18 protein-coding genes and 1 tRNA gene are annotated in these 18,401 nt (G+C 61.7%); 7 read left to right on the forward strand and 12 right to left on the reverse strand.

The features are described 5' to 3' along the window. Together ACW9IN_RS16370 and ACW9IN_RS16375 are read left to right on the forward strand one after the other, a co-directional pair. Complete coding sequence (locus ACW9IN_RS16370) at positions 1 to 1,812, forward strand: hypothetical protein (protein ID WP_457366851.1); 1,812 nt, start codon at positions 1 to 3, stop codon at positions 1,810 to 1,812. Between the two features lie 30 nt (positions 1,813 to 1,842). Continuing rightward, positions 1,843 to 2,898 carry a hypothetical protein gene (locus tag ACW9IN_RS16375; protein ID WP_457366852.1) on the forward strand — a complete coding sequence of 352 codons (1,056 nt, stop codon included), beginning with the start codon at positions 1,843 to 1,845 and terminating at the stop codon, positions 2,896 to 2,898. Positions 2,899 to 2,911: 13 nt separating this feature from the next. On the opposite strand, the gene ACW9IN_RS16380 is transcribed toward ACW9IN_RS16375, so the two are convergent. Continuing rightward, positions 2,912 to 3,508 (reverse strand): imm11 family protein, encoded by a 597-nt coding sequence (locus ACW9IN_RS16380; RefSeq protein ID WP_457366853.1) that lies wholly within the window; start codon positions 3,506 to 3,508, stop codon positions 2,912 to 2,914. 34 nt (positions 3,509 to 3,542) lie between these two features. Then, positions 3,543 to 4,487, reverse strand: a complete 945-nt coding sequence (locus tag ACW9IN_RS16385; RefSeq protein ID WP_457366854.1) for a LysR family transcriptional regulator — start codon at positions 4,485 to 4,487, stop codon at positions 3,543 to 3,545. Positions 4,488 to 4,624: 137 nt separating this feature from the next. Between ACW9IN_RS16385 and ACW9IN_RS16390 the strand changes: the two genes are divergently transcribed. The 3 genes from ACW9IN_RS16390 to ACW9IN_RS16400 all read left to right on the forward strand — a co-directional run bounded on the left by ACW9IN_RS16390 (position 4,625) and on the right by ACW9IN_RS16400 (position 7,958). Beyond that, entirely contained in the window at positions 4,625 to 6,124 is a 1,500-nt protein-coding gene (locus ACW9IN_RS16390; RefSeq protein WP_457366855.1) for a CoA-acylating methylmalonate-semialdehyde dehydrogenase, read from the forward strand. 298 nt (positions 6,125 to 6,422) lie between these two features. Beyond that, positions 6,423 to 7,286 carry an NmrA family NAD(P)-binding protein gene (locus tag ACW9IN_RS16395; protein WP_457366856.1) on the forward strand — a complete coding sequence of 288 codons (864 nt, stop codon included), beginning with the start codon at positions 6,423 to 6,425 and terminating at the stop codon, positions 7,284 to 7,286. A gap of 114 nt (positions 7,287 to 7,400) precedes the next feature. Further along, positions 7,401 to 7,958, forward strand: coding sequence for a TetR/AcrR family transcriptional regulator (locus tag ACW9IN_RS16400; protein ID WP_457366857.1), 558 nt, complete (start codon positions 7,401 to 7,403; stop codon positions 7,956 to 7,958). 9 nt (positions 7,959 to 7,967) lie between these two features. Here ACW9IN_RS16400 and ACW9IN_RS16405 read toward each other — a convergent pair whose 3' ends face one another. Both ACW9IN_RS16405 and ACW9IN_RS16410 read right to left on the reverse strand, forming a co-directional pair. Beyond that, positions 7,968 to 8,714, reverse strand: a complete 747-nt coding sequence (locus tag ACW9IN_RS16405; protein ID WP_457366858.1) for an RNA polymerase sigma factor — start codon at positions 8,712 to 8,714, stop codon at positions 7,968 to 7,970. Positions 8,715 to 8,820: 106 nt separating this feature from the next. Next, the gene (locus ACW9IN_RS16410; protein ID WP_457366859.1) at positions 8,821 to 9,651 is read right to left on the reverse strand and encodes an oxidoreductase; all 831 of its coding nucleotides are present in this window, start codon (positions 9,649 to 9,651) and stop codon (positions 8,821 to 8,823) included. A 129-nt stretch (positions 9,652 to 9,780) separates the two neighbouring features. Here ACW9IN_RS16410 and ACW9IN_RS16415 point away from each other — a divergent pair, with 129 nt between their 5' ends. Beyond that, positions 9,781 to 10,731 carry a LysR family transcriptional regulator gene (locus ACW9IN_RS16415; protein WP_457366860.1) on the forward strand — a complete coding sequence of 317 codons (951 nt, stop codon included), beginning with the start codon at positions 9,781 to 9,783 and terminating at the stop codon, positions 10,729 to 10,731. A gap of 84 nt (positions 10,732 to 10,815) precedes the next feature. Here ACW9IN_RS16415 and ACW9IN_RS16420 read toward each other — a convergent pair whose 3' ends face one another. The 7 genes from ACW9IN_RS16420 to ACW9IN_RS16450 form a co-directional block, all read right to left on the reverse strand. Next, positions 10,816 to 11,103 (reverse strand): YdcA family protein, encoded by a 288-nt coding sequence (locus ACW9IN_RS16420; protein ID WP_457366899.1) that lies wholly within the window; start codon positions 11,101 to 11,103, stop codon positions 10,816 to 10,818. A gap of 278 nt (positions 11,104 to 11,381) precedes the next feature. Continuing rightward, a tRNA-Gly gene (locus ACW9IN_RS16425) sits at positions 11,382 to 11,457 on the reverse strand. Positions 11,458 to 11,520: 63 nt separating this feature from the next. After that, the gene (gene pgsA / locus ACW9IN_RS16430) at positions 11,521 to 12,081 is read right to left on the reverse strand and encodes a CDP-diacylglycerol--glycerol-3-phosphate 3-phosphatidyltransferase (protein WP_457366861.1); all 561 of its coding nucleotides are present in this window, start codon (positions 12,079 to 12,081) and stop codon (positions 11,521 to 11,523) included. 32 nt (positions 12,082 to 12,113) lie between these two features. Then, positions 12,114 to 13,937 carry an excinuclease ABC subunit UvrC gene (gene uvrC, locus ACW9IN_RS16435; protein ID WP_457366862.1) on the reverse strand — a complete coding sequence of 608 codons (1,824 nt, stop codon included), beginning with the start codon at positions 13,935 to 13,937 and terminating at the stop codon, positions 12,114 to 12,116. Between the two features lies 1 nt (position 13,938). After that, positions 13,939 to 14,580 (reverse strand): response regulator transcription factor GacA, encoded by a 642-nt coding sequence (gacA, locus tag ACW9IN_RS16440; RefSeq protein ID WP_003190387.1) that lies wholly within the window; start codon positions 14,578 to 14,580, stop codon positions 13,939 to 13,941. Between the two features lie 111 nt (positions 14,581 to 14,691). After that, positions 14,692 to 15,129, reverse strand: a complete 438-nt coding sequence (locus ACW9IN_RS16445; protein ID WP_457366863.1) for a GNAT family N-acetyltransferase — start codon at positions 15,127 to 15,129, stop codon at positions 14,692 to 14,694. Further along, positions 15,130 to 15,879 (reverse strand): carbon-nitrogen hydrolase family protein, encoded by a 750-nt coding sequence (locus tag ACW9IN_RS16450; protein ID WP_457366864.1) that lies wholly within the window; start codon positions 15,877 to 15,879, stop codon positions 15,130 to 15,132. A 612-nt stretch (positions 15,880 to 16,491) separates the two neighbouring features. Here ACW9IN_RS16450 and ACW9IN_RS16455 point away from each other — a divergent pair. Then, positions 16,492 to 17,571, forward strand: a complete 1,080-nt coding sequence (locus ACW9IN_RS16455) for a 3-deoxy-7-phosphoheptulonate synthase (protein WP_457366865.1) — start codon at positions 16,492 to 16,494, stop codon at positions 17,569 to 17,571. Between the two features lie 122 nt (positions 17,572 to 17,693). On the opposite strand, the gene ACW9IN_RS16460 is transcribed toward ACW9IN_RS16455, so the two are convergent. Beyond that, complete coding sequence (locus tag ACW9IN_RS16460; protein WP_457366866.1) at positions 17,694 to 18,395, reverse strand: NAD(P)H-dependent oxidoreductase; 702 nt, start codon at positions 18,393 to 18,395, stop codon at positions 17,694 to 17,696. Positions 18,396 to 18,401: the final 6 nt, after the last annotated feature.

An 18,401-nucleotide genomic window follows, 5' to 3' on the forward strand; every position in this document is an offset into this window, starting at 1 on the left:
ATGAGCATTCTCAATGGACCTCGCTTGAATTTCTGGGGCGGCATCCGCACCGACGTCAGCGTGCCGAACAATTCGCCGACCATTCCGTTCAATGGCAAAAAGGATTGGCCGCTCTTCGACCTGACCACCTCGACCCTGGAACCGGGCGCGCAGTCGTATACCGACGACCAGTTGAACAACATGATCAACACGCCCACCGGTAACTACTACACCGCCGGCGGCTGGAACCATTACGGCCAGCACGTGGTGGATATGCAGAACGCGCTGATCAGTTCCCAGGGCAACCCGGGCAATATCAGCACCACCGGCGACCTGGTCGGCCAGCCGGTGTACCTGCTCGGCTCGGTGGACCCGGTGACCGGCCAGGGTCCGGTGTCCGGCCCGATGATGGTGGACCTGGACCCCACTGCATCGACCACCACGCAGATCTTCGTCGGCGGCCTGCAAATAGGCGACAACACCAATATCCAGTTGCTGATCCGCAACAACGCGGTGTGCAGCAGTTACGACGTGAGCGGGCGTGTGCTGGAGCCGCAGAAAATGGACGCACCGGGCTCGTTTCACGCCAGCGGCACGTTCCAGCTGACCTTCCCGCTGAGCAGCATCGTCAGCTGGAACAAGAACAGCGCCGGGCTCAAGTCGATCATCCAGGCACCCGGCGCCACCGGCATCGTGTTGCGCTTCGTGATGTTCGAGATGTGCCCGACCATGACCACCCCACAACTGGACGCCGATTACGCCGCCGGCAAATTCACCCCCAACCCGAGCATCGGGCGGGTCATCGGCACGTTGGCGCCGGCCTTTCCCGGCGAACCGCTGACGTGCCAGCCGGGCCGGCAACTGGTCAACCAGGCCACGGACAACGCGGCGTACGTAGAGCTGGGCAAGAACGGCCTGCTGAGCCTCGACATGGTCAACGTGATACCCAAGCAGACCTTCCGCGCAGTGCGCACCGATATCACCAGCCCCATCGGCCCGAACGCCAACTACGGCCCCGTGACCATTGCCGCCGGCAGCGTGCCGCTGATCACCCTCAATCCCACCGGCAGCCCGTTGGTCGATTACTACAAGTACGGCGGTATCGTCGACGTGGCGCTCAACGGCAGCCAGCAACAGGCCGTCAGGACCACACCGCTGACCATCAGCGCGCCCAACACCGTGGCCAACACCCAGCTCAAAGCCATCGAATCGACCTATCGGGTGTACGCCGACCCGCGCAACCTGTACCTGGAAGACTACCCCCAGGGGCTGTCGATCACCCTGCAAGTGCGTTACCTCGGCGGTCCGGTGCCCCAGAACACCCAGGTCAGCCTCCAGGCCGGCCCGCCGCAAACCTACAAATTGCCCAAGTACTGGGACTTCCTCACCTTTCCGCCCTCCTTGACCGTGAAGGCCGGCCAGCAAAGCGTGAGTTTCCCGGTCAACCTCAAGCCGGGCAGTAACGCCCAGGCCGGTTTCACCCAACTGACCTGCACCGCCAATGGCGTGGCAGCCGGTGCGTTCTTCACCAACTTCCGCAAGTACGCCCAGACCGACTTCGGCATCCCCAGGGGCAGCATCGTGAGCTGGCAGCAGGTGTACCCGAACGTGCTGCGCTTTCACTACCTGGCGTTCCCGGCCATGTCGCGCTACGTGCCGCTGAACCAGCCCGACGCGATCATGGCCGCCAAGAACGCCATTCTGGCGCGCACCTCGGATGCCTACAAAGGCACCACGCTGTTCATGCCGGTGGTGCGCTCGATGTCGCCCAGCCAGCGCGCGCTCCTGCGGGCCTACCTTACCGGCACGCCGTGGCAACCGCCGCAGCAGTAGTTGCCTGCCCTTTGCTCACGGAGAGACCCTATGACCCTGCATATCCCTTCGCGACCCGATGAGGCCCTGTGTCCCAGCACGTTCATTGCCGAAGGCTTGCTCAACCCGCGTGGCGTCTGTGCCCTGGCCGACGGCAGCCTGCTGCTGGTGGAGGCCGGCTCCGGCCTGGCGGACCAGACGTTCAGCGGCCGTATCAGCCGCCTGCACCCCGACCCGCAACGCCCGGGGGCCTACCTGAGCGGCGGCCCCCTTGCCCAGGGCTTTCGCGCCATGAACATGCAGGCGCGCATGCGCCGGGACGAAATCATGGGGCTGTCGGACATCGCCTGCGGTGACGGGCGCTGCCTGGCCAGCCAGACCGACTATGTCGAAGGCTCCCGGCTGCTCGACTTGAGTTACAGCCCGCCCGAGCCGGTCTTTCGCAGCCAGGGCAACCTGAATGCGCTGTGCTATCACCCCACCCGCCGCAGCTGGCTGGCGGTCAAGCCGGATACCAACCAACTGGTGGAGTTCAGCGACGCCCGGGACGAGCGCGTGCTGATACAGCTGCCGGACCTGGCCCAGGGCCAGGAAGCCGTACCGGTGACCCTCGTATATGAACCCGCAACGGAGGCGGTGCTGATCAGCCTGTTCTCCGGGGAGTTGCACGCTGACCCGGCCCGCAAAGGCATCGATTTTGTCGACAAGGCCGGCCAGGTGATTCGCGTGCAGCCGGCCAGCGGGCAGATCGAGGTGGTCATCGATGGCCTGCAATTGCCGACCGGACTGGCCTGGGGCCCGGACGGCAACCTGCTGGTGCTGGAGCTCTGCGACCGCCTGCAACAACCCTTGCCGCCCGACTGGAACGGCGAGCCGCTGCACGGCGGCTTTACCCGCTTCAGCGGGCGATTGCTGAGTTGCAACCTGCGCAGCGGCCAGGTCAGCGTGCTGGCCCGTGACCTGGACACGCCGTCGAACCTGTGCCGGGTGCAGGACGCGGTGCTGGTGAGCGAAGGCATGGGGCTGGTGGGCCGCCCCCTGCCCACGCCGGACGAGCAGGTCGTGCCCTTGAGCGGCCGGTTGCGACGGGTGCAGTTGAACGCTTAGCGCGCGCCTGCGCTTACGCGGCCGGGTAATCCTCGGCATTCACCGATTCGAACAGCGCGCCGGTCACGCCGGCGCGCTCGAAACGGCGCTTGACCTCTTCGCTGACAATGATGGCCCCGAGGAATTTCTTCACCCGGAAGATGTGCTGCCCCTGGATGCGCGTCGGGTCGACGACCATTTTGAAGAAGCCTCGATACTCACCCGCCAGGTCCGGCCTGACGGGGTCGTTCTCAATAAACTTCTCACACGCCGAACGCGACTCGTCGACGCAGTCCAGCTGGGTTTCAATCACCATCACGCAGTAATCCTGCCCGACCGCCTTGCCCTCGATCGTCACGGGCTCCAGGACCACGTGGTAGTAGGGTTCATCCACCTCGGGCAAGCCGGCCAGCGCGGCAACCGCCTTGGCACTGAGCACCGGGACACTGGCATAACCGGCCAGTGAATAGTCCATTTCCAACCCGTCGGACAGCACGTCCAGGGTGTAGCGCCCGGGCTCCATGAAATTCACCGGAGGGTTGCGAAAATGCCAGTTATCGACATGCCGCACATTCCCCAGCACCCATTTACCGGGGATGCCGATTTGTTGTCTTAGCCAGTAGTACTTCACGTCGATATCTCCCTGCGTATGCCAGCAGCGCCCATCATCGCACCTCAAATCCCTCGTTCAAACGTTCGCGCAGGTAGTTCACCAAGGCGCTGACCGATTTGGGCACGTGGGGCGAATAAGGTCGGATCAGGTAGATTTCATCGGCGAACGCGCCGGTCAGTGACCAGTCCGGCAGGACGCGGATCAGGCGTCCGTCGGCCAGTGCGGCCTGGGCGCTGAAGTCGGGCAGCAAGGCGATGCCCAGGTGGTTGAGGGCTGAATCGCGCAAGGCTTCGCTGTTGTTGGTGGCGAAGCTGCCGGTGATCGGCACCGTCAGCCGTTGCGGCTCGGGCTGGCCACGCTTGGCGCGCTCGAAGGTCCAGGCCGGTGCGTCGGTGCCACGTGGGTAATACAGGCAGTTGTGCCCGCCCAGATCGGCGGGGGATTCGGGGTTGCCGTGGCGCGCAAGGTAATCCCGCGTGGCCACCAGTACCGAGCCGGTATTGCAGAGCTTCCAGGCCACGTGGGTGTCGGGCACCTGAAAGCTGTGGCGCACGGCGAGGTCGTAGCCTTCGGCGGCGAGGGAACTCAGGGCGTCGGAGACATCCAGCTGCACACGCACTTGCGGATGCTCGTGCAGGAAGCCCGCTAGATGCGGCACCAATTGCTGGCGCGCAAAGGCCACGGGCGCGGTCAGGCGTATCAGGCCGCGAATGGCGCCGGCCGAGTCACGCGCCCGGGCGAAGCCTTGGGCGATGCGTTCGTAGGCGCCGCGGACGTCGCGGGTCAACGCCCGCCCCGGCTCGGTGAGCCGCACACTGCGGGTGGTGCGGATGACCAGCCGGGTGCCGGTGGCTTTTTCCAGGTCGCTGATGCGCTGGCTGACCAGCGACTTGCTGACGCCCAGACGCGCTGCCGCCGCCGTGTAGGTGCCCTGCTCTTCCAGCACGGACAGCCAGTGGATGTGGGTCCACAGCCCTTCGATCTCGACCTTTTCCATCGATTGATTGTTCTCTGTGCTGGACAATGATTTCGGTACTTTGCTCTCGTTAAGAACAAATAGGAAGACTATCGTGGGTCCCTGCCCCGAACTCCCGGGCCTGCCGCCGGATCTGCCTCTGACTGGAGCCAACGACCATGACGCCTACCATTTCCCACTACATCAATGACCAACAGGTCCTGCGCGACGACCGCTACCAGGACGTGTATAACCCGGCGACCGGCGAAGTGACCGGCCGGGTCGCGCTGGCCAGCCGCCAGACCGTCGACGAAGCCGTCGCCGCCGCCCAGGCCGCGTTCGAGTCGTGGAGCGAAACCCCGCCCATCCGCCGTGCCCGCGTGTTGTTCCAGTACCTGCGTTTGCTGGAGGAGCGCAAGGATGACCTGGCGCGCATCATTACGGCGGAACACGGCAAGGTCTTCACTGACGCCCAGGGTGAAGTGGCGCGAGGCATCGATATCCTCGAGTTCGCTTGCGGCATCCCGCAATTGCTCAAGGGCGAGCACAGCGACCAGGTCTCCCGAGGTATCGACAACTGGACGATGCGCCAGCCTTTGGGCGTAGTGGCCGGTATCACTCCGTTCAACTTCCCGGTGATGGTGCCCATGTGGATGTACCCCGTCGCCATCGCGGCCGGTAACACCTTCGTGCTCAAGCCGAGCCCCACCGACCCGAGCGCGTCGCTGCTGATGGCCGACCTGCTGCGAGAAGCCGGCCTGCCCAAAGGCGTGTTCAACGTGGTGCAGGGTGACAAGGAGTCGGTGGATGCGCTGATGGAACACCCGGACGTGAAAGCCGTGAGCTTTGTCGGTTCCACGCCGATTGCCCAGCACATCTATGAAACCGGCGCCCGTCACGGCAAACGCGTGCAGGCGTTGGGCGGGGCAAAGAACCACATGGTGGTGATGCCCGATGCCGATATCGAAAAAACCGTGGATGCGCTGATCGGCGCGGCTTACGGCAGTGCCGGTGAACGTTGCATGGCAATCTCGGTGGCGGTGCTGGTGGGCAATGTGGCCGACAGAATCATCCCCGAACTGACCCGGCGCGCCCGCGAACTGTTCATCACCGACGGTCGCGACCTCAAGGCTGAAATGGGCCCCATCGTGTCCCGCGCGGCGCGTGACCGTATCAACGGCTGCATCGCCCAGGGCGTGGCGTCCGGCGCGACACTGCTGGTCGACGGGCGTGACTTCGTGCCCGCAGAGGTGCAGTTGCAGGACGGTTTCTGGCTGGGAGCCACGCTGTTCGATCACGTCACTCCCGACATGAGCATCTACCTCGAAGAAATCTTCGGCCCGGTGCTCGCCTGCGTGCGGGTCAAGGACTTCAACGAAGCGGTCAACCTGGTCAACGCCCACGAGTTCGGCAACGGCGTCAGTTGCTTTACCCGGGACGGCAATACCGCGCGTGACTTCTCGCGGCGCATCCAGGTGGGCATGGTCGGCATCAACGTACCGATCCCGGTGCCGATGGCCTGGCATGGTTTTGGTGGCTGGAAGAAGAGCCTGTTCGGCGACATGAATGCCTATGGTGTGGAGGGTGTGCGGTTCTACACCAAGCAGAAATCCATCATGCAGCGCTGGCCGGAAAGCATCGACCACGGCGCTGACTTCGCCATGCCTGTGGCGAAGTAGCAGAACGCTTTACAAGAACGCTGGAACCAACAAGCCCGCTCCCCGACTGCCTGGGTGAGCGGGCTTTTTTGTGGCTAGCGGGCATGCAGTGGTAAATCAGCGCCGCTCTCCACAACTCAACCGTGCAGACTTTTTTGTTGTACGAGGCCTGTTGACTTCAAACATTACGACCATCATGCTTCAGCCATTCAAGCAGTATGACAATACTGCTTGAATGCTACGACGCCAGCGTCGAAACCTATTCAACTTACCGCCTTAAACCCCATATTCATTGGTCAAAACACCTCAGGAGAAGCTTATGAGCACTTACCTGGTCTCAGGCGCAACCGGCACTACCGGTGCTGTTACGGTCAAATACCTGCTTGAACAAGGCCACCGCGTGCACGCGTTTGTGCACCGTGAAGACGAGCGTTCGCAGCGCCTGGAAGCCTTGGGCGCCACGGTGTTTGTCGGTGATGCGCTGAAGCTCAAAGAGCTGCGCCCGGCGATGCAGGGCGTCGACGGCGCGTACTTCGTGTACCCCATCGCCGATGGCCTGGTTGAAGCCGCTGCGGTGTTTGCCCAGGCGGCGAAGGAAGCGGGCGTGAAGATCATCGCCAATATGTCCCACAAGCAATCGCGGCCCGACGCGCGCAGCCAGACCACCCTCAGTCATTGGCTGTCGGAGCAGGTGTTCACCTGGTCCGGCGTGCCGACCACCCACCTGCGCATCACGTTCTTCGCCCAGTGGATGCTCTACATCGCGCCATTGATTCGCAGTGGTCGCTACCTGACGCCCTTCGATGCCGACAGCCGTTTTGCGCCCATCGCCACCGGCGATATCGGCAAAATCATCACGGCGGTGCTGACCCACCCTGAAACCCACGCCAACCAGACATACGTATTGAACGGGCCGATCGAATACAGTCACCGGGAACTGGCCGGTGTCGTCGCCGACACCCTGGGCAAAGAGATTCTGTTCGAGCAGGTTTCACCGGAAGCATTCGTCAAGCTGCTGGGGCTGGACACCGACCCCGCCTACTTGAGCCACTTCAAGGCAGTCAAAATCGACCAACAGGAAAAACGCCTGGAAGGCCTGGACACCCTCGGCACGGCCATCATCGGCGGGCCGCTGCAAACACCTGCCACGTTTATCGCCGAGCACCGCGCCCTGTTGAGCTGACCGCAGCCATCCGACTCAAAGCGTCGCGCACGCTTTGAGCCGGATGCAATCGAACAGCGCCCTGAGTAGACTCGTCGCCATCGCACATAATCTCCATGGGGTCTGAGAGCCAACATGCGCTATCCGCCTGAAGAAACAGCCGAAAAGCACCGACAAATCCTCCAGCAGGCCTCGATCCTGTTTCGCGAGCGCGGCTTCGCGGGGGTGAGTGTCAGTGAAATCATGAAAGCCACGGGGCTGACCCACGGCACGTTTTATCACCACTTCGAATCGAAGGATGCGCTGATCGCCGAGAGCCTGAGCGACGCGTCGTCCAAAGCGCTGGCCGGCATGCAAGATGCCAAGGCTTCCGTCGGGCTGATGCAGGCCTACGTGCAGGATTACTTGACCGACGCCCACCGCGATAACCTGGGCGTCGGCTGCCTGATGGCGGCGCTGGGCGCGGAGGTGGCGCGCGAGCCCACGGTGCGACCGGCCTTCACCCGTCACGTCAAAGGCATGATCGAAATCATGGCGCGCCCGTTCGCTGCCGCGAAAAAACGCAACACCCGGCGCCACGCCATCCACCAAATGACGACCATGGTCGGTGCGATCATCCTGGCCCGCGCGGTGGATGATCCGGCGCTTTCCGAGGAGATCCTGCAGGAAGCCCGCACGGTATTGGGTGACTGAGGGCGCAGGTCAGGCAACCTTCCGTTGGACCTTCAGCAATACGGCAATCGACTGTCTTGCGCGCGACATCCGACTCATGACCGTGCCCAGAGGCACCTCCAGAATCTGCGCAGCCTCCTTGTAGCTGAAGCCTTCCGCCGCCACGAGCAGCATGACTTCACGCTGACCATCGGGCAGTTGATGCACCGCAGCAATCAGTTGCCGATACATCAAATCGTCTTCAGGCCGCGGCGTCAAAGGGTCAGCGATGCTGTCGACAAGGCTGTCGGTCCAGTCTTCGCGGGAACGGCGGCGCACGTTGCGCGAGCGAATCTCGCTGATCCAGAGCGAGTGGATGATCGAAAACATCCAGGGCAGTGGCGACGAACCGGAACGCAGGTGATGGGAGCGCTCGAGGGCATGGACACAAGCGCGCTGGACCAGGTCTTCAGCGTCATGCCGATCACCCGAAATCCGCAAGGCGAATGCCCACAGGCGCGGCAGCAGACCAGGGAGCAAACGCGGTAAGTCGGCGCCGGTGATGGCCACTTCAGTGATCATTTCGCGCAGGCGAGGCGACAGGAAAAAAAGCGGGCGCGAACGACATGGGCCGGGCATCTTCATAAGCAAAAAAGAAAAAGCGCGCGCCAGCCTTGAAGGACCAGACACCCACTGCGGTGCGCTGGCGATCAACGCACGCTGGCTGTGAACTCTACCGGTAGGGTTAGGGATGAATAAGCCCTGAAAAAGCCCATGACCTATGAACCAACGGTTCATAGTCCATGGCGTACTGGAGACCGGAGCTGGGAAACACCTTACACCTGATCGACCGCCGATGAAGCCGGTGAGTCCCGGTTTCATCGGCGTTTTTCCAATGCGCCGATCACTCCTTGAAGTCGGTGGACAACGCCAACTCATTCCATTGCGCCAGCTCCGCTTCCACAAAACGGTGTTTCTCCCGGATACGCGCCACTGTGTCGCTGCCCAGCGCCAGGCGTTGCGGAGGTTTTGGCGCATTGGCCAGTGCCAGGATAGCCTCGGCAAATTTCACCGGATCACCCGGCTGTGCATGGTTGGCGGACTCGGCAAACTGTCGCATTGCGCCCACCGTCTCATCGTAGTCAGCCAGCTCCAGCTGCGTCTTCACCAGCGACTGATCATCCAGAAAGTCAGTACGGAAGAAACCCGGTTCGACGACGGTTGCGTGAATCCCCAGCGGCGCCAGCTCCTGGTGAAGCGCTTCGGTGATGCCTTCCACCGCGAACTTGGTGGAGCCGTAGACACCCCAGCCCATGTAAGCCTGATACCCGCCGATGGAAGAAATATTGATGATATGGCCGCTACGCTGGTGCCGCATATGTGGCAGCACTGCGCGGGAGACATTCAGCACGCCGAACACATTGGTCGCGAAGAGGCGCTCCGTTTCGCCGGCACTGGTTTCTTCCACCGCCCCCAGCACGCCAAACCCGGCGTTGTTGACCGCGACATCGATGCGACCAAAACGCTTGATGCCCTCTGCAACCGCACGGTGCGCCTCTTCTTCGCGGGTCACATCCAGGCGAACGGCGAGCAAGTTGGGGTGGTCGCCCAAGCGGTCAGTGATGTCCTGGGGTTTACGGGCAGTCGCAATAACGGCGTCGCCTGCACGCAGCGCGTGTTCCGCAATCAGCGTGCCAAAACCACGGGAAGCGCCAGTAATGAACCAAGTACGCATATCAACTCCTCCTGTCAGCGGCTCCTGCACTATTGCCGAGGCTCGCGTTGAGTTGATGCCACTCTAAATCCCTGCGACTCATGTGATAATACCAACAATTCTTCTATACCTTATGAACGGTATTCACAAATGAAGTCCCCCACCACCGCCGACCTGTCGATATTTCTGTGCATTGCCGTCCATCTCAATTTCAGCCGTGCCGCAGTGGAACTGGGCCTCACGCCGTCGGCATTGAGCCATTCGCTGCGTACGCTGGAGAATCGCCTTGGCGTGCGTTTGTTCAACCGCACTACCCGCAGTGTTGCGTTGACTGAAGCCGGAGAACGCCTCTACACCCGCCTGCGCCCCGCCTTCAGAGACATTGAAGATGCACTCGAGGACCTCAACAGCTTTCGTGACAAACCCTCGGGCAACCTACGCATCACCGCAGGACGCCAGGCATGCGAGCTGGTGGTACTGCCGATCGCGAGCCGGTTTCTAAAGCAATACCCGGACATCAAACTTGACCTGATCGAAAGCGATGCACTCGTAGACGTCGTAGCCGGTGGTTTTGATGCGGGGGTGCGTTTCGGCAATCGCCTGGAGGCCGATATGGTGTCGCTGCCGATAGGGCCGAACCTGCGCTCGGTGGTGGTCGGGGCTCCGGCGTTTTTCTCACGCCATGGCACACCTCAAAAACCCGAGGACTTGCATGGCATCCCCTGCATTCGCCATCGATTCCCCAGCGGGTCAATGTATCGCTGGGAATTCGAGCGTGGCGCGATCGCACAGGAAATCGAAGTCAACGGGCCTCTGACATTGAGTGACGTGGGCCTGATGGTCGGCCCGGCACTGGAGGGCGTGGGCCTGGCTTATGTGTTTGAGGACATGGTGGCGGAACACTTGGCGACTGGCCGACTGGTTCAGGTGCTGGCGCAGTGGTGCCCCTTTTATCCCGGCCTGCATTTGTACTATCCCAGCCGTCGGCATATGCCTGCTTCGCTAAGGGCATTCATTGACTTCGCCCGGGCTGACATGCAGGCAAAAACGCATCCGGCTATCGGCTTGGGCGCCTCTGGAGACCAGGACGGTCAGCCTTGAGCTGGCACTCACTTCCTGCGCGCAGCGGCTGAGCACCTGGCAGGGGCTCAGGCTGGATTCGATAAACGCGCACACATCGTGAAGTCAACGACGCCGGTAGCTTTTTTGTCCGGAGGGCGTGAGGCAGTAAACCCCGCCACGCGGTCCGGTGCAGTAGGTACCACTGCCGCAGCCGCAGCTGTCCGTTAGGCCTTGCAGTGGTTGCAACGCAGGCTGCGCCTGCCGATTGCCGAAGTAGGCCGTGCAACTTTTTTTCGAGGCGCTGATGGACCCGTCGTTACACAGGAATACATCACCATCACAGCCCGCAATTCCACCCTTGCGGCCTGAGCAAGGCGTATTGGCAGCCAGGCTGATCGTGCTCGACAGCATCAAAACAAGGCCCAGCACGACCCTTAAGTTATGAGAACGAGACATTACGGGCACTCAAAAAAAGTGGCCATAGGCTATCAATCTTTGCCTGCCTTTGAAAACAGCTCGTTGTTCGATACACGGGTGGCGGGAAGCGGGTCAGAAACGGTATGCCATTCGGTTAAGGAAAGACGACGCCATCCTGTGCTGCGCTTAACTGGCTGGCGTTGGCCTTGGCGTCTATTTGATAAATTTCAGGCAAAAAAAAGCCACTCGTTAGAGTGGCTTTTTTTAATGTTTGGAGCGGGAAACGAGACTCGAACTCGCGACCCCGACCTTGGCAAGGTCGTGCTCTACCAACTGAGCTATTCCCGCGTCTTGGTGATGCGCATTCTATAGAATCCTCACCACCCGTCAACCCCTTGATTCAAAAAAGTTTTATTTCTTTTCAACCGTAGTGCGCAGATGGGGCCAGGCAGCACGCAAATATTGGAGCATCGACCATAGGGTCAGGCCGGCGGCGATGAGCAGCAAGGTGTAGCCCAACAATACCCAGAAGGAAAAGTCCGACGGGTTGGCCAGCAGAATCACCAGCGCCAGCATTTGTGCGGCGGTTTTCCATTTGCCCAGATTGGACACGGCTACATGGGCGCGAGCGCCGATTTCGGCCATCCATTCGCGCAGGGCCGAAACAACGATCTCACGGCCGATGATCACCGCCGCCGGCAAGGTCAACCACAAGTTGCCGTGCTCCTGCACCAGCAGGACCAGAGCCACTGCCACCATGAGTTTGTCGGCCACTGGGTCAAGAAACGCGCCGAAGGGCGTGCTTTGTTCCAGACGGCGCGCCAGGTAGCCGTCGAGCCAGTCGGTGGCAGCCGCAAAGGCGAATACGGAACTTGAGGCGGCGTAACTCCATTCGTACGGCAAATAGAACAACAGAATGAAAATCGGAATAAGCAGGACGCGTAGAACGGTGATCAGATTAGGGATATTCATCGGCACAACTGGCTACGAGGTGGAAAGGCATTCTATTCGCTGTGCAGGTTCGCATAAATCAGCTCAGCGAGCTTTTTACTGATACCGGGTGCTTTGGCTATTTCGTCAATGCTGGCACGGGACAGCTCCTGCAAGCCACCAAAATGTTTAAGCAAGTCGCGACGCCGTGTCGGGCCGACCCCCGCCACCCCTTCCAGGGTTGAGGTTCGCCGGGTTTTGCCGCGCCGGGCGCGGTGACCGGTGATGGCGAAACGGTGGGCTTCATCGCGAATCTGCTGGATCAGGTGCAGCGCGGGCGAGTCGCCCTTCAAGGTGAACTCATGGGCGGCATCGTTCAAATACAACGTCTCGAAACCGGCCTTGCGCGTGGTGCCCTTGGCCACGCCGAGCAGGATCAGGTCGGGCACGGCCAGTTCGTTGAGCACGTCACGGGCCATGGACAACTGGCCCTTGCCGCCATCCACCAGCAGGATGTCCGGCAACTTGCCCTCGCCATCCTTCAGTTTGCTGAAGCGTCGGGTCAGCGCCTGGTGCATGGCCGCATAGTCATCGCCTGCGGTCACGCCCTCGATGTTATAGCGACGGTAATCGGACTTGATCGGCCCTTCCGGCCCGAACACCACGCAGGACGCCACCGTGGCCTCGCCGCTGGAGTGACTGATGTCATAGCACTCCAGGCGCTGGGGCGGCTCATCCAGGTTGAGGACTTCGGCCAGGGCATCGAAGCGCGCAGCCACGTGCTGTCGATTGGCCAAGCGTGCGCCCAGGGCCTGCTCGGCGTTGGTCACCGCCAGTTGCTGCCAGCGGGCGCGGGTGCCGCGCACGCGGTGGCTGATGTCCAGCTCGCGGCCACGCAGTTCGTGGATGGCCTCGATCAGCGTGGGGAAGTCTTCATGCACCACGTTGACGATCAGTTCCGACGGCAGGTCGCGCTCGGGGCTGCTGACGTAGTACTGGCCCAGGAACGCAGCCATGACCTCGGCCACGTCTTCGTCGATACCGGTCTGCGGGAAGAAGTTCTTGCTGCCCAGTACTCGCCCGCCGCGCACGCTGATCAGGTGCACACAGGCCCCGCCCGGGTTGACGAACGCCGCGATTACATCCACGTCGCCGCTGCCGCCTTCCATGCTTTGCTGGTCCTGCACCCGGCGCAGCAATGAGATCTGGTCCCGCAGTTCGGCGGCCCGTTCGAAGTCCAGGGTACTGGCGGCCTGCTCCATGGCACTGGAGAGCTCATCGGTGAGGGCATTGCTGCGTCCCTCGAGAAACATCACCGAATGCCGCACATCCTCGGCGTACTCCGCCGGTTCCACCAACCCCACGCAGGGCGCCTTGCAACGTTTGATCTGGTATTGCAGGCAAGGCCGGGTGCGGTTCTTGTAGAAGCTGTCTTCGCACTGGCGTACAAAAAAGGTCTTTTGCAGCAGGCTCAGGCTTTCGCGGATCGCACCGGCGCTCGGGTAGGGGCCGAAATACTTGCCCTTCAGCTTCTTCGCTCCACGGTGAATGCTCAGGCGCGGGAAGTTGCCGTCAGACAAATACACATAGGGGTAGGACTTATCATCACGCAGCAGGATGTTATAGGGCGGCCGCCATTCCTTGATCAGCGTCTGCTCAAGGAGCAGCGCCTCGGTTTCGTTGGCGGTGATGGTGGTTTCGACCTGGGCGATGCGCCCCACCAGTGCGGCGGTTTTCGGCGCGAGACCGGTCTTGCGAAAGTAGCTCGCCAGGCGCTTCTTCAGGTTCTTGGCTTTGCCCACATAAAGCAGGCGGGCCTCGCTGTCGAACATGCGGTACACGCCGGGGCGGCCACTGCAGGTCGAGAGAAAGGCACTCGGATCAAACGGCGTGGTCATGTCAGGCGCTGGCGTCCACCATGCCGTGGCGCACTGCGAGCAGGGTCAGTTCAACATCACTGCTGATGGCGAGCTTCTCGAAAATGCGATAGCGGTAGGTATTGACGGTCTTGGGTGACAGGCACAGCTTGTCGGAGATGGTCTGCACTTTCTGGCAACCGACAATCATCAGGGCGATCTGGATTTCCCGCTCCGACAGCGCATCGAAGGGCGAGTCACTGGTGGGCTGGAAGGATTTGATCGCCAGTTGCTGGGCAATCTGCGGGCTGATGTAACGCTGGCCGGCAAACACCAGGCGAATGGCTTGCACCATCTCGGCCAATCCCGCCCCCTTGGTCAGGTAACCGGCGGCTCCAGCCTGCAGAAGCCGTGTCGGAAAAGGATCTTCCTCGCACACCGTCACCACCACGACCTTGATGTCCGGATGGCTGCGCAGCAACTTGGTGGTCGCCCCCAACCCGCCGATCCCGGGCATCTTGACGTCCATCAACACCACATCGGGTTTCAACTCCCGGGCCTTGATCAGGGATTCTTCCCCCGATTCGGCCTGGCCGACTACTTGCAGGCCGTCGATGTCAGCCAGCATTCGTGTAATGCCTGTACGAACGAGATCATGGTCATCGACTACTAGCACCCTAATCAAGCAGACACCTCGCGATATGGTCTTATAGGTTGCTGAACACCTTAGCAAAAAACCACGGTGCAGACCTAGCAGCAAGCGTCATATATATAGAGTTTGCCAGCATCACGGCATCTACGAGCCCTGACAGTCACGCTCCATGCGCCAGAAGCAGTCCTCTTCGCCTACGATGCTCAAGCCCAGGCGCTGGTACAGGCGCCGCGCGGGATTGGTCTTGAAGACCGTCAATCGCAGCAACCCGCGCCCCTGCTCGCGTGCCTTGAGCGCCATCTGCTCCAGCACCCAACTGCCCGCCCCCTGTTTGCGCGAGTGCTCCAGCATGTGCAATTCGCGGATATAGAGCGCCTTGCTGTCGCGACTCAGGCTGATGAACCCCATGACGATGTCATCCCGGCAGATCAGCCAGTTCTCGCGCCCCGCCCACGCGATGTCAAAGCCTTCGTCGGACCACAGCAGACTGTACTGTCTGTAGTAATGGCGCATGGCCTCATGGGTCAGCGTCCGGGCGAAGGGCAAATCCTGGTCTGTGGCCGCACGCAGGTGAAAGGCCATCTAGACAGCCACCACACTGCCAGCCCAGTGCTCACCCTCGCGACGTCCAATCACCAAGGCCTCGCCGATACCGGGCACCGTCGCAAGCAGGCGCCCCTCTCCAGCCCAGAGGGCACTGCGGCCGGCACAGGCCCAGCCGCCCGACGGGCCACCATGGTTGGCCATCAGTACCAGCAGGCCGTGTTCGGCGGCGTACCCTTGCAGCAAGGCGCTGTCGGCTGCATACCCGCCCTCGCTGATCAATACACCGGCTGCGTAGATATTCGCCCCCGCCTCAGCCGCCGCTCGCGGGTGACTGGCGTGGGAAAAGTCCGCGCAGACCGCAAGAGCAATCCGGTCATCCCCCCATTGGAGTGCCGCGCCGCCCTGCCCCGGGACAAACGCCGACTCCTCGCCAGGATGCAGGTGCTGCTTGGTGTAAACCGCCAGGGACCCCTCCGCCCCCAGTACCAATGCCCCAATCGTCACACCAGCCTCAGGGGTCAACCGCAACGGCATCCCCACGACGGCAGTCAGGCCCAACTCCCGGGCGGTTGCACGCAACGGCGCCAGCACAGGGTCGTCGGGCGCAATCGCCAAGGCTGCGGCCAGCGAAGGTTCATACCCCGTCAGCGACAGTTCCGGGAACACCAGCAACTGCACACCCTGCTGCGCCGCCGCACGCATGAACGCCAGATGCCGTTCGATATTGGCCGGCACGTCACCCGCGATGGATATGGATTGGGCAGCAGCAAGGGTCAAGGCAGTCATGGGCGCATCCAGGCAATTTCTATCAAGGTGTCATCAGCATATCTCGCCCGATAGCCGCCGGTCCCCCCACGCGATAGAAATTACTGATTGAAACCGCCTGTGTGCCTCAAGTAAGCTCCCCCCATCATTTGGAGACACACGCATGTTGCCACTCATCCACACTCAGGTTTGCCCTGCTGCCAGCGCCTTGCGCTCGGCGTCGGCTACCCGTGTGAACGGTTCGAGCGCAACTGCCAGCTTTTATTTTGGGTATTGGTTTAGCCACTGGCGCGCCTGATACCTGAAATCGGCGCCCACTGTTCAAGGGGTCGCCTACCAGAGAAATCTAACCCCCGGTCGGCTCCCCGACCGGGGGTTTTGTTTTTTCAGGTCTTCATAAAATTTTTGCAAGAACACTAAAAGGAATCACGACATGAACTTCACCACCTATTACCGCTACGACATCTGCACCGCATGGCGATTTAGCCAGATCCGCTCGGGACAGCCTGCCGCCTCCGATCGGTCACCCCTTGGTGGCAAGCCAACACACGCAGCCCATACGGCCCATTGTCGAACACCCCAGTAGGCCAAGCGCGCGGGAATCACCCGCCGCTTGCCCAGGAAGCCTTGAATATGAACTCCTCCGTCGCCGCTTTGCCCGTTTCCGCCCTGACCAGCGCCAATGAAGCCCTGACCCAGCGCCTGCCCAGCTCCCTTGAGCTCAAGCACCAGTTGCCCCTCAGCCCGTTCCTCAACGAGCAAGTCCACGCTCATCGCCAAGCCGTGCGTGCCATCCTCAATGGCGAAGATTCCCGCTTGCTGGTGATCGTCGGTCCGTGTTCGATCCACGATCCCGAATCGGCCATGGAATACGCACGCAACCTGAAGAAGCTCGCGCTGGAAGTCAGCGACCAGATGCTGCTGGTGATCCGCGCCTACGTCGAAAAGCCCCGCACCACCATCGGCTGGAAAGGCCTCGCGTACGACCCGCACCTGGATGGCAGCGATGACATGGCCACCGGCCTCGGCCTTTCCCGCACCCTGATGCGCGAAATGCTGCGCCTGGGCCTGCCCGTGGCCACCGAGCTGCTGCAGCCCATGGCCGCCGGCTACTTCGATGACCTGCTCAGTTGGGTCGCAATCGGCGCACGCACCACCGAATCCCAGATCCACCGCGAAATGGCCAGCGGCCTGGGCATGCCCGTGGGCTTCAAGAACGGCACCGACGGCGGCGTAGGCATTGCCTGTGACGCCATGCGCTCGGCCTCCCACCCGCACCGCCACTTCGGCGTCGACAGCCAGGGCCACCCGGCCATCATCCAGACGCCGGGCAATCCAGATACCCACCTGGTGCTGCGTGGCGGCCACCGTGGGCCGAACTACAATGCGCAAAGCGTGGCCCAGGTGAAGCACGACCTGGCCAAGTCCAAGGTCGCGGCACGCATCATGGTCGATTGCAGCCACGCCAACAGTGGCAAGGACCCGCTGCGTCAACCGGCGGTGTTCAACGACGTGCTGGAACAGCGCCTGCAAGGCGACACCACGCTGGTCGGCATGATGCTCGAAAGCCACCTGTTCGAAGGTTGCCAGCCACTGAGCCCGTCGATGAAATACGGCGTGTCGGTGACCGATGGCTGCCTGGGCTGGGACGGCACCGAGGCACTGTTGCGCAGTGCGGCCGAGCGGTTGCGCCAACACTGCAAGGCCAACTGACAGGTGAGGACCAGACTGTGGGAGCGGGCTTGCCCGCGATGGCAGCGTGTCAGGCTATCAATCTGTAGCTGATATACCGTTATCGCAGGCAAGCCAGCTCCCACATTGGATCAGAATTTGGTTCAGGAAAGCGGATACAGCGCCTCATCAAACTGCTCAAGCTTTGGAAACACCAGGGGCTGCTCATCCGCCAGCCCTTGCAGTCGCTGCTCATACCCCACCAGAAAATCCTGCCGCGCCTCGGCACTGATATACGGCACATGCCACGCCACGAACGGCTTCAGCACCTCGAACCCGACATACGCCAGCGTGCCGCGCAGAATCGGCCGCAGCATGTCCTCCAACGGGCCGTGGATCGCGCCTTCGCCAAACATATGTTCGCGCCCGCCAAGGGTCACGGTGACCATCGCCCGCTTGCCCGCCAAACCACCCTGGTCATAAAAGCGCTTGCCGCCATAACACACCCCCGACACCAGCACACGGTCGATCCAGCCCTTGAGCATCGCCGGCGCCGAGAACCAGAAGATCGGGAAGTTGAGGATCAGCAAGTCCGCCCATAGCAGCTTGTCCAATTCGGCCTGGATATCCGTGGCAATCGACTGTTTTTTCACGCCCAGGCGCTGCTCTAGCGCATACACCAGGTAGTCGGGGTTCTCCCGCGTGGAAAAGTCCGAAGCCGACGCCACCGGGTTCCATTGCATGGCGTACAGGTCACTGACCTGTACCTGATGCCCCTGGCTTTCCAGCGTGGCCACGGCCTGGTCGCGCAACGCTGCCGTAAACGACTGCGGCTCAGGATGGGCGTGAACGATCAAAACTTTCATGTGAAT

This window comes from Pseudomonas sp. SDO5271_S396 (genome assembly GCF_054071795.1).

What these genes read in the sequence shown, in the direction of transcription:
- ACW9IN_RS16370 (WP_457366851.1), top strand. Translation starts at nt 1, where the DNA reads ATGAGCATTCTCAATGGACCTCGCTTGAATTTCTGGGGCGGCATCCGC.
- ACW9IN_RS16375 (WP_457366852.1), top strand. Translation starts at nt 1,843, where the DNA reads ATGACCCTGCATATCCCTTCGCGACCCGATGAGGCCCTGTGTCCCAGC.
- ACW9IN_RS16385 (WP_457366854.1), bottom strand. Translation starts at nt 4,487, where the DNA reads ATGGAAAAGGTCGAGATCGAAGGGCTGTGGACCCACATCCACTGGCTG.
- ACW9IN_RS16390 (WP_457366855.1), top strand. Translation starts at nt 4,625, where the DNA reads ATGACGCCTACCATTTCCCACTACATCAATGACCAACAGGTCCTGCGC.
- ACW9IN_RS16395 (WP_457366856.1), top strand. Translation starts at nt 6,423, where the DNA reads ATGAGCACTTACCTGGTCTCAGGCGCAACCGGCACTACCGGTGCTGTT.
- ACW9IN_RS16400 (WP_457366857.1), top strand. Translation starts at nt 7,401, where the DNA reads ATGCGCTATCCGCCTGAAGAAACAGCCGAAAAGCACCGACAAATCCTC.
- ACW9IN_RS16405 (WP_457366858.1), bottom strand. Translation starts at nt 8,714, where the DNA reads ATGAACCGTTGGTTCATAGGTCATGGGCTTTTTCAGGGCTTATTCATC.
- ACW9IN_RS16410 (WP_457366859.1), bottom strand. Translation starts at nt 9,651, where the DNA reads ATGCGTACTTGGTTCATTACTGGCGCTTCCCGTGGTTTTGGCACGCTG.
- ACW9IN_RS16415 (WP_457366860.1), top strand. Translation starts at nt 9,781, where the DNA reads ATGAAGTCCCCCACCACCGCCGACCTGTCGATATTTCTGTGCATTGCC.
- ACW9IN_RS16420 (WP_457366899.1), bottom strand. Translation starts at nt 11,103, where the DNA reads ATGCTGTCGAGCACGATCAGCCTGGCTGCCAATACGCCTTGCTCAGGC.
- pgsA (WP_457366861.1), bottom strand. Translation starts at nt 12,081, where the DNA reads ATGAATATCCCTAATCTGATCACCGTTCTACGCGTCCTGCTTATTCCG.
- uvrC (WP_457366862.1), bottom strand. Translation starts at nt 13,937, where the DNA reads ATGACCACGCCGTTTGATCCGAGTGCCTTTCTCTCGACCTGCAGTGGC.
- ACW9IN_RS16445 (WP_457366863.1), bottom strand. Translation starts at nt 15,129, where the DNA reads ATGGCCTTTCACCTGCGTGCGGCCACAGACCAGGATTTGCCCTTCGCC.
- ACW9IN_RS16450 (WP_457366864.1), bottom strand. Translation starts at nt 15,879, where the DNA reads ATGACTGCCTTGACCCTTGCTGCTGCCCAATCCATATCCATCGCGGGT.
- ACW9IN_RS16455 (WP_457366865.1), top strand. Translation starts at nt 16,492, where the DNA reads ATGAACTCCTCCGTCGCCGCTTTGCCCGTTTCCGCCCTGACCAGCGCC.
- ACW9IN_RS16460 (WP_457366866.1), bottom strand. Translation starts at nt 18,395, where the DNA reads ATGAAAGTTTTGATCGTTCACGCCCATCCTGAGCCGCAGTCGTTTACG.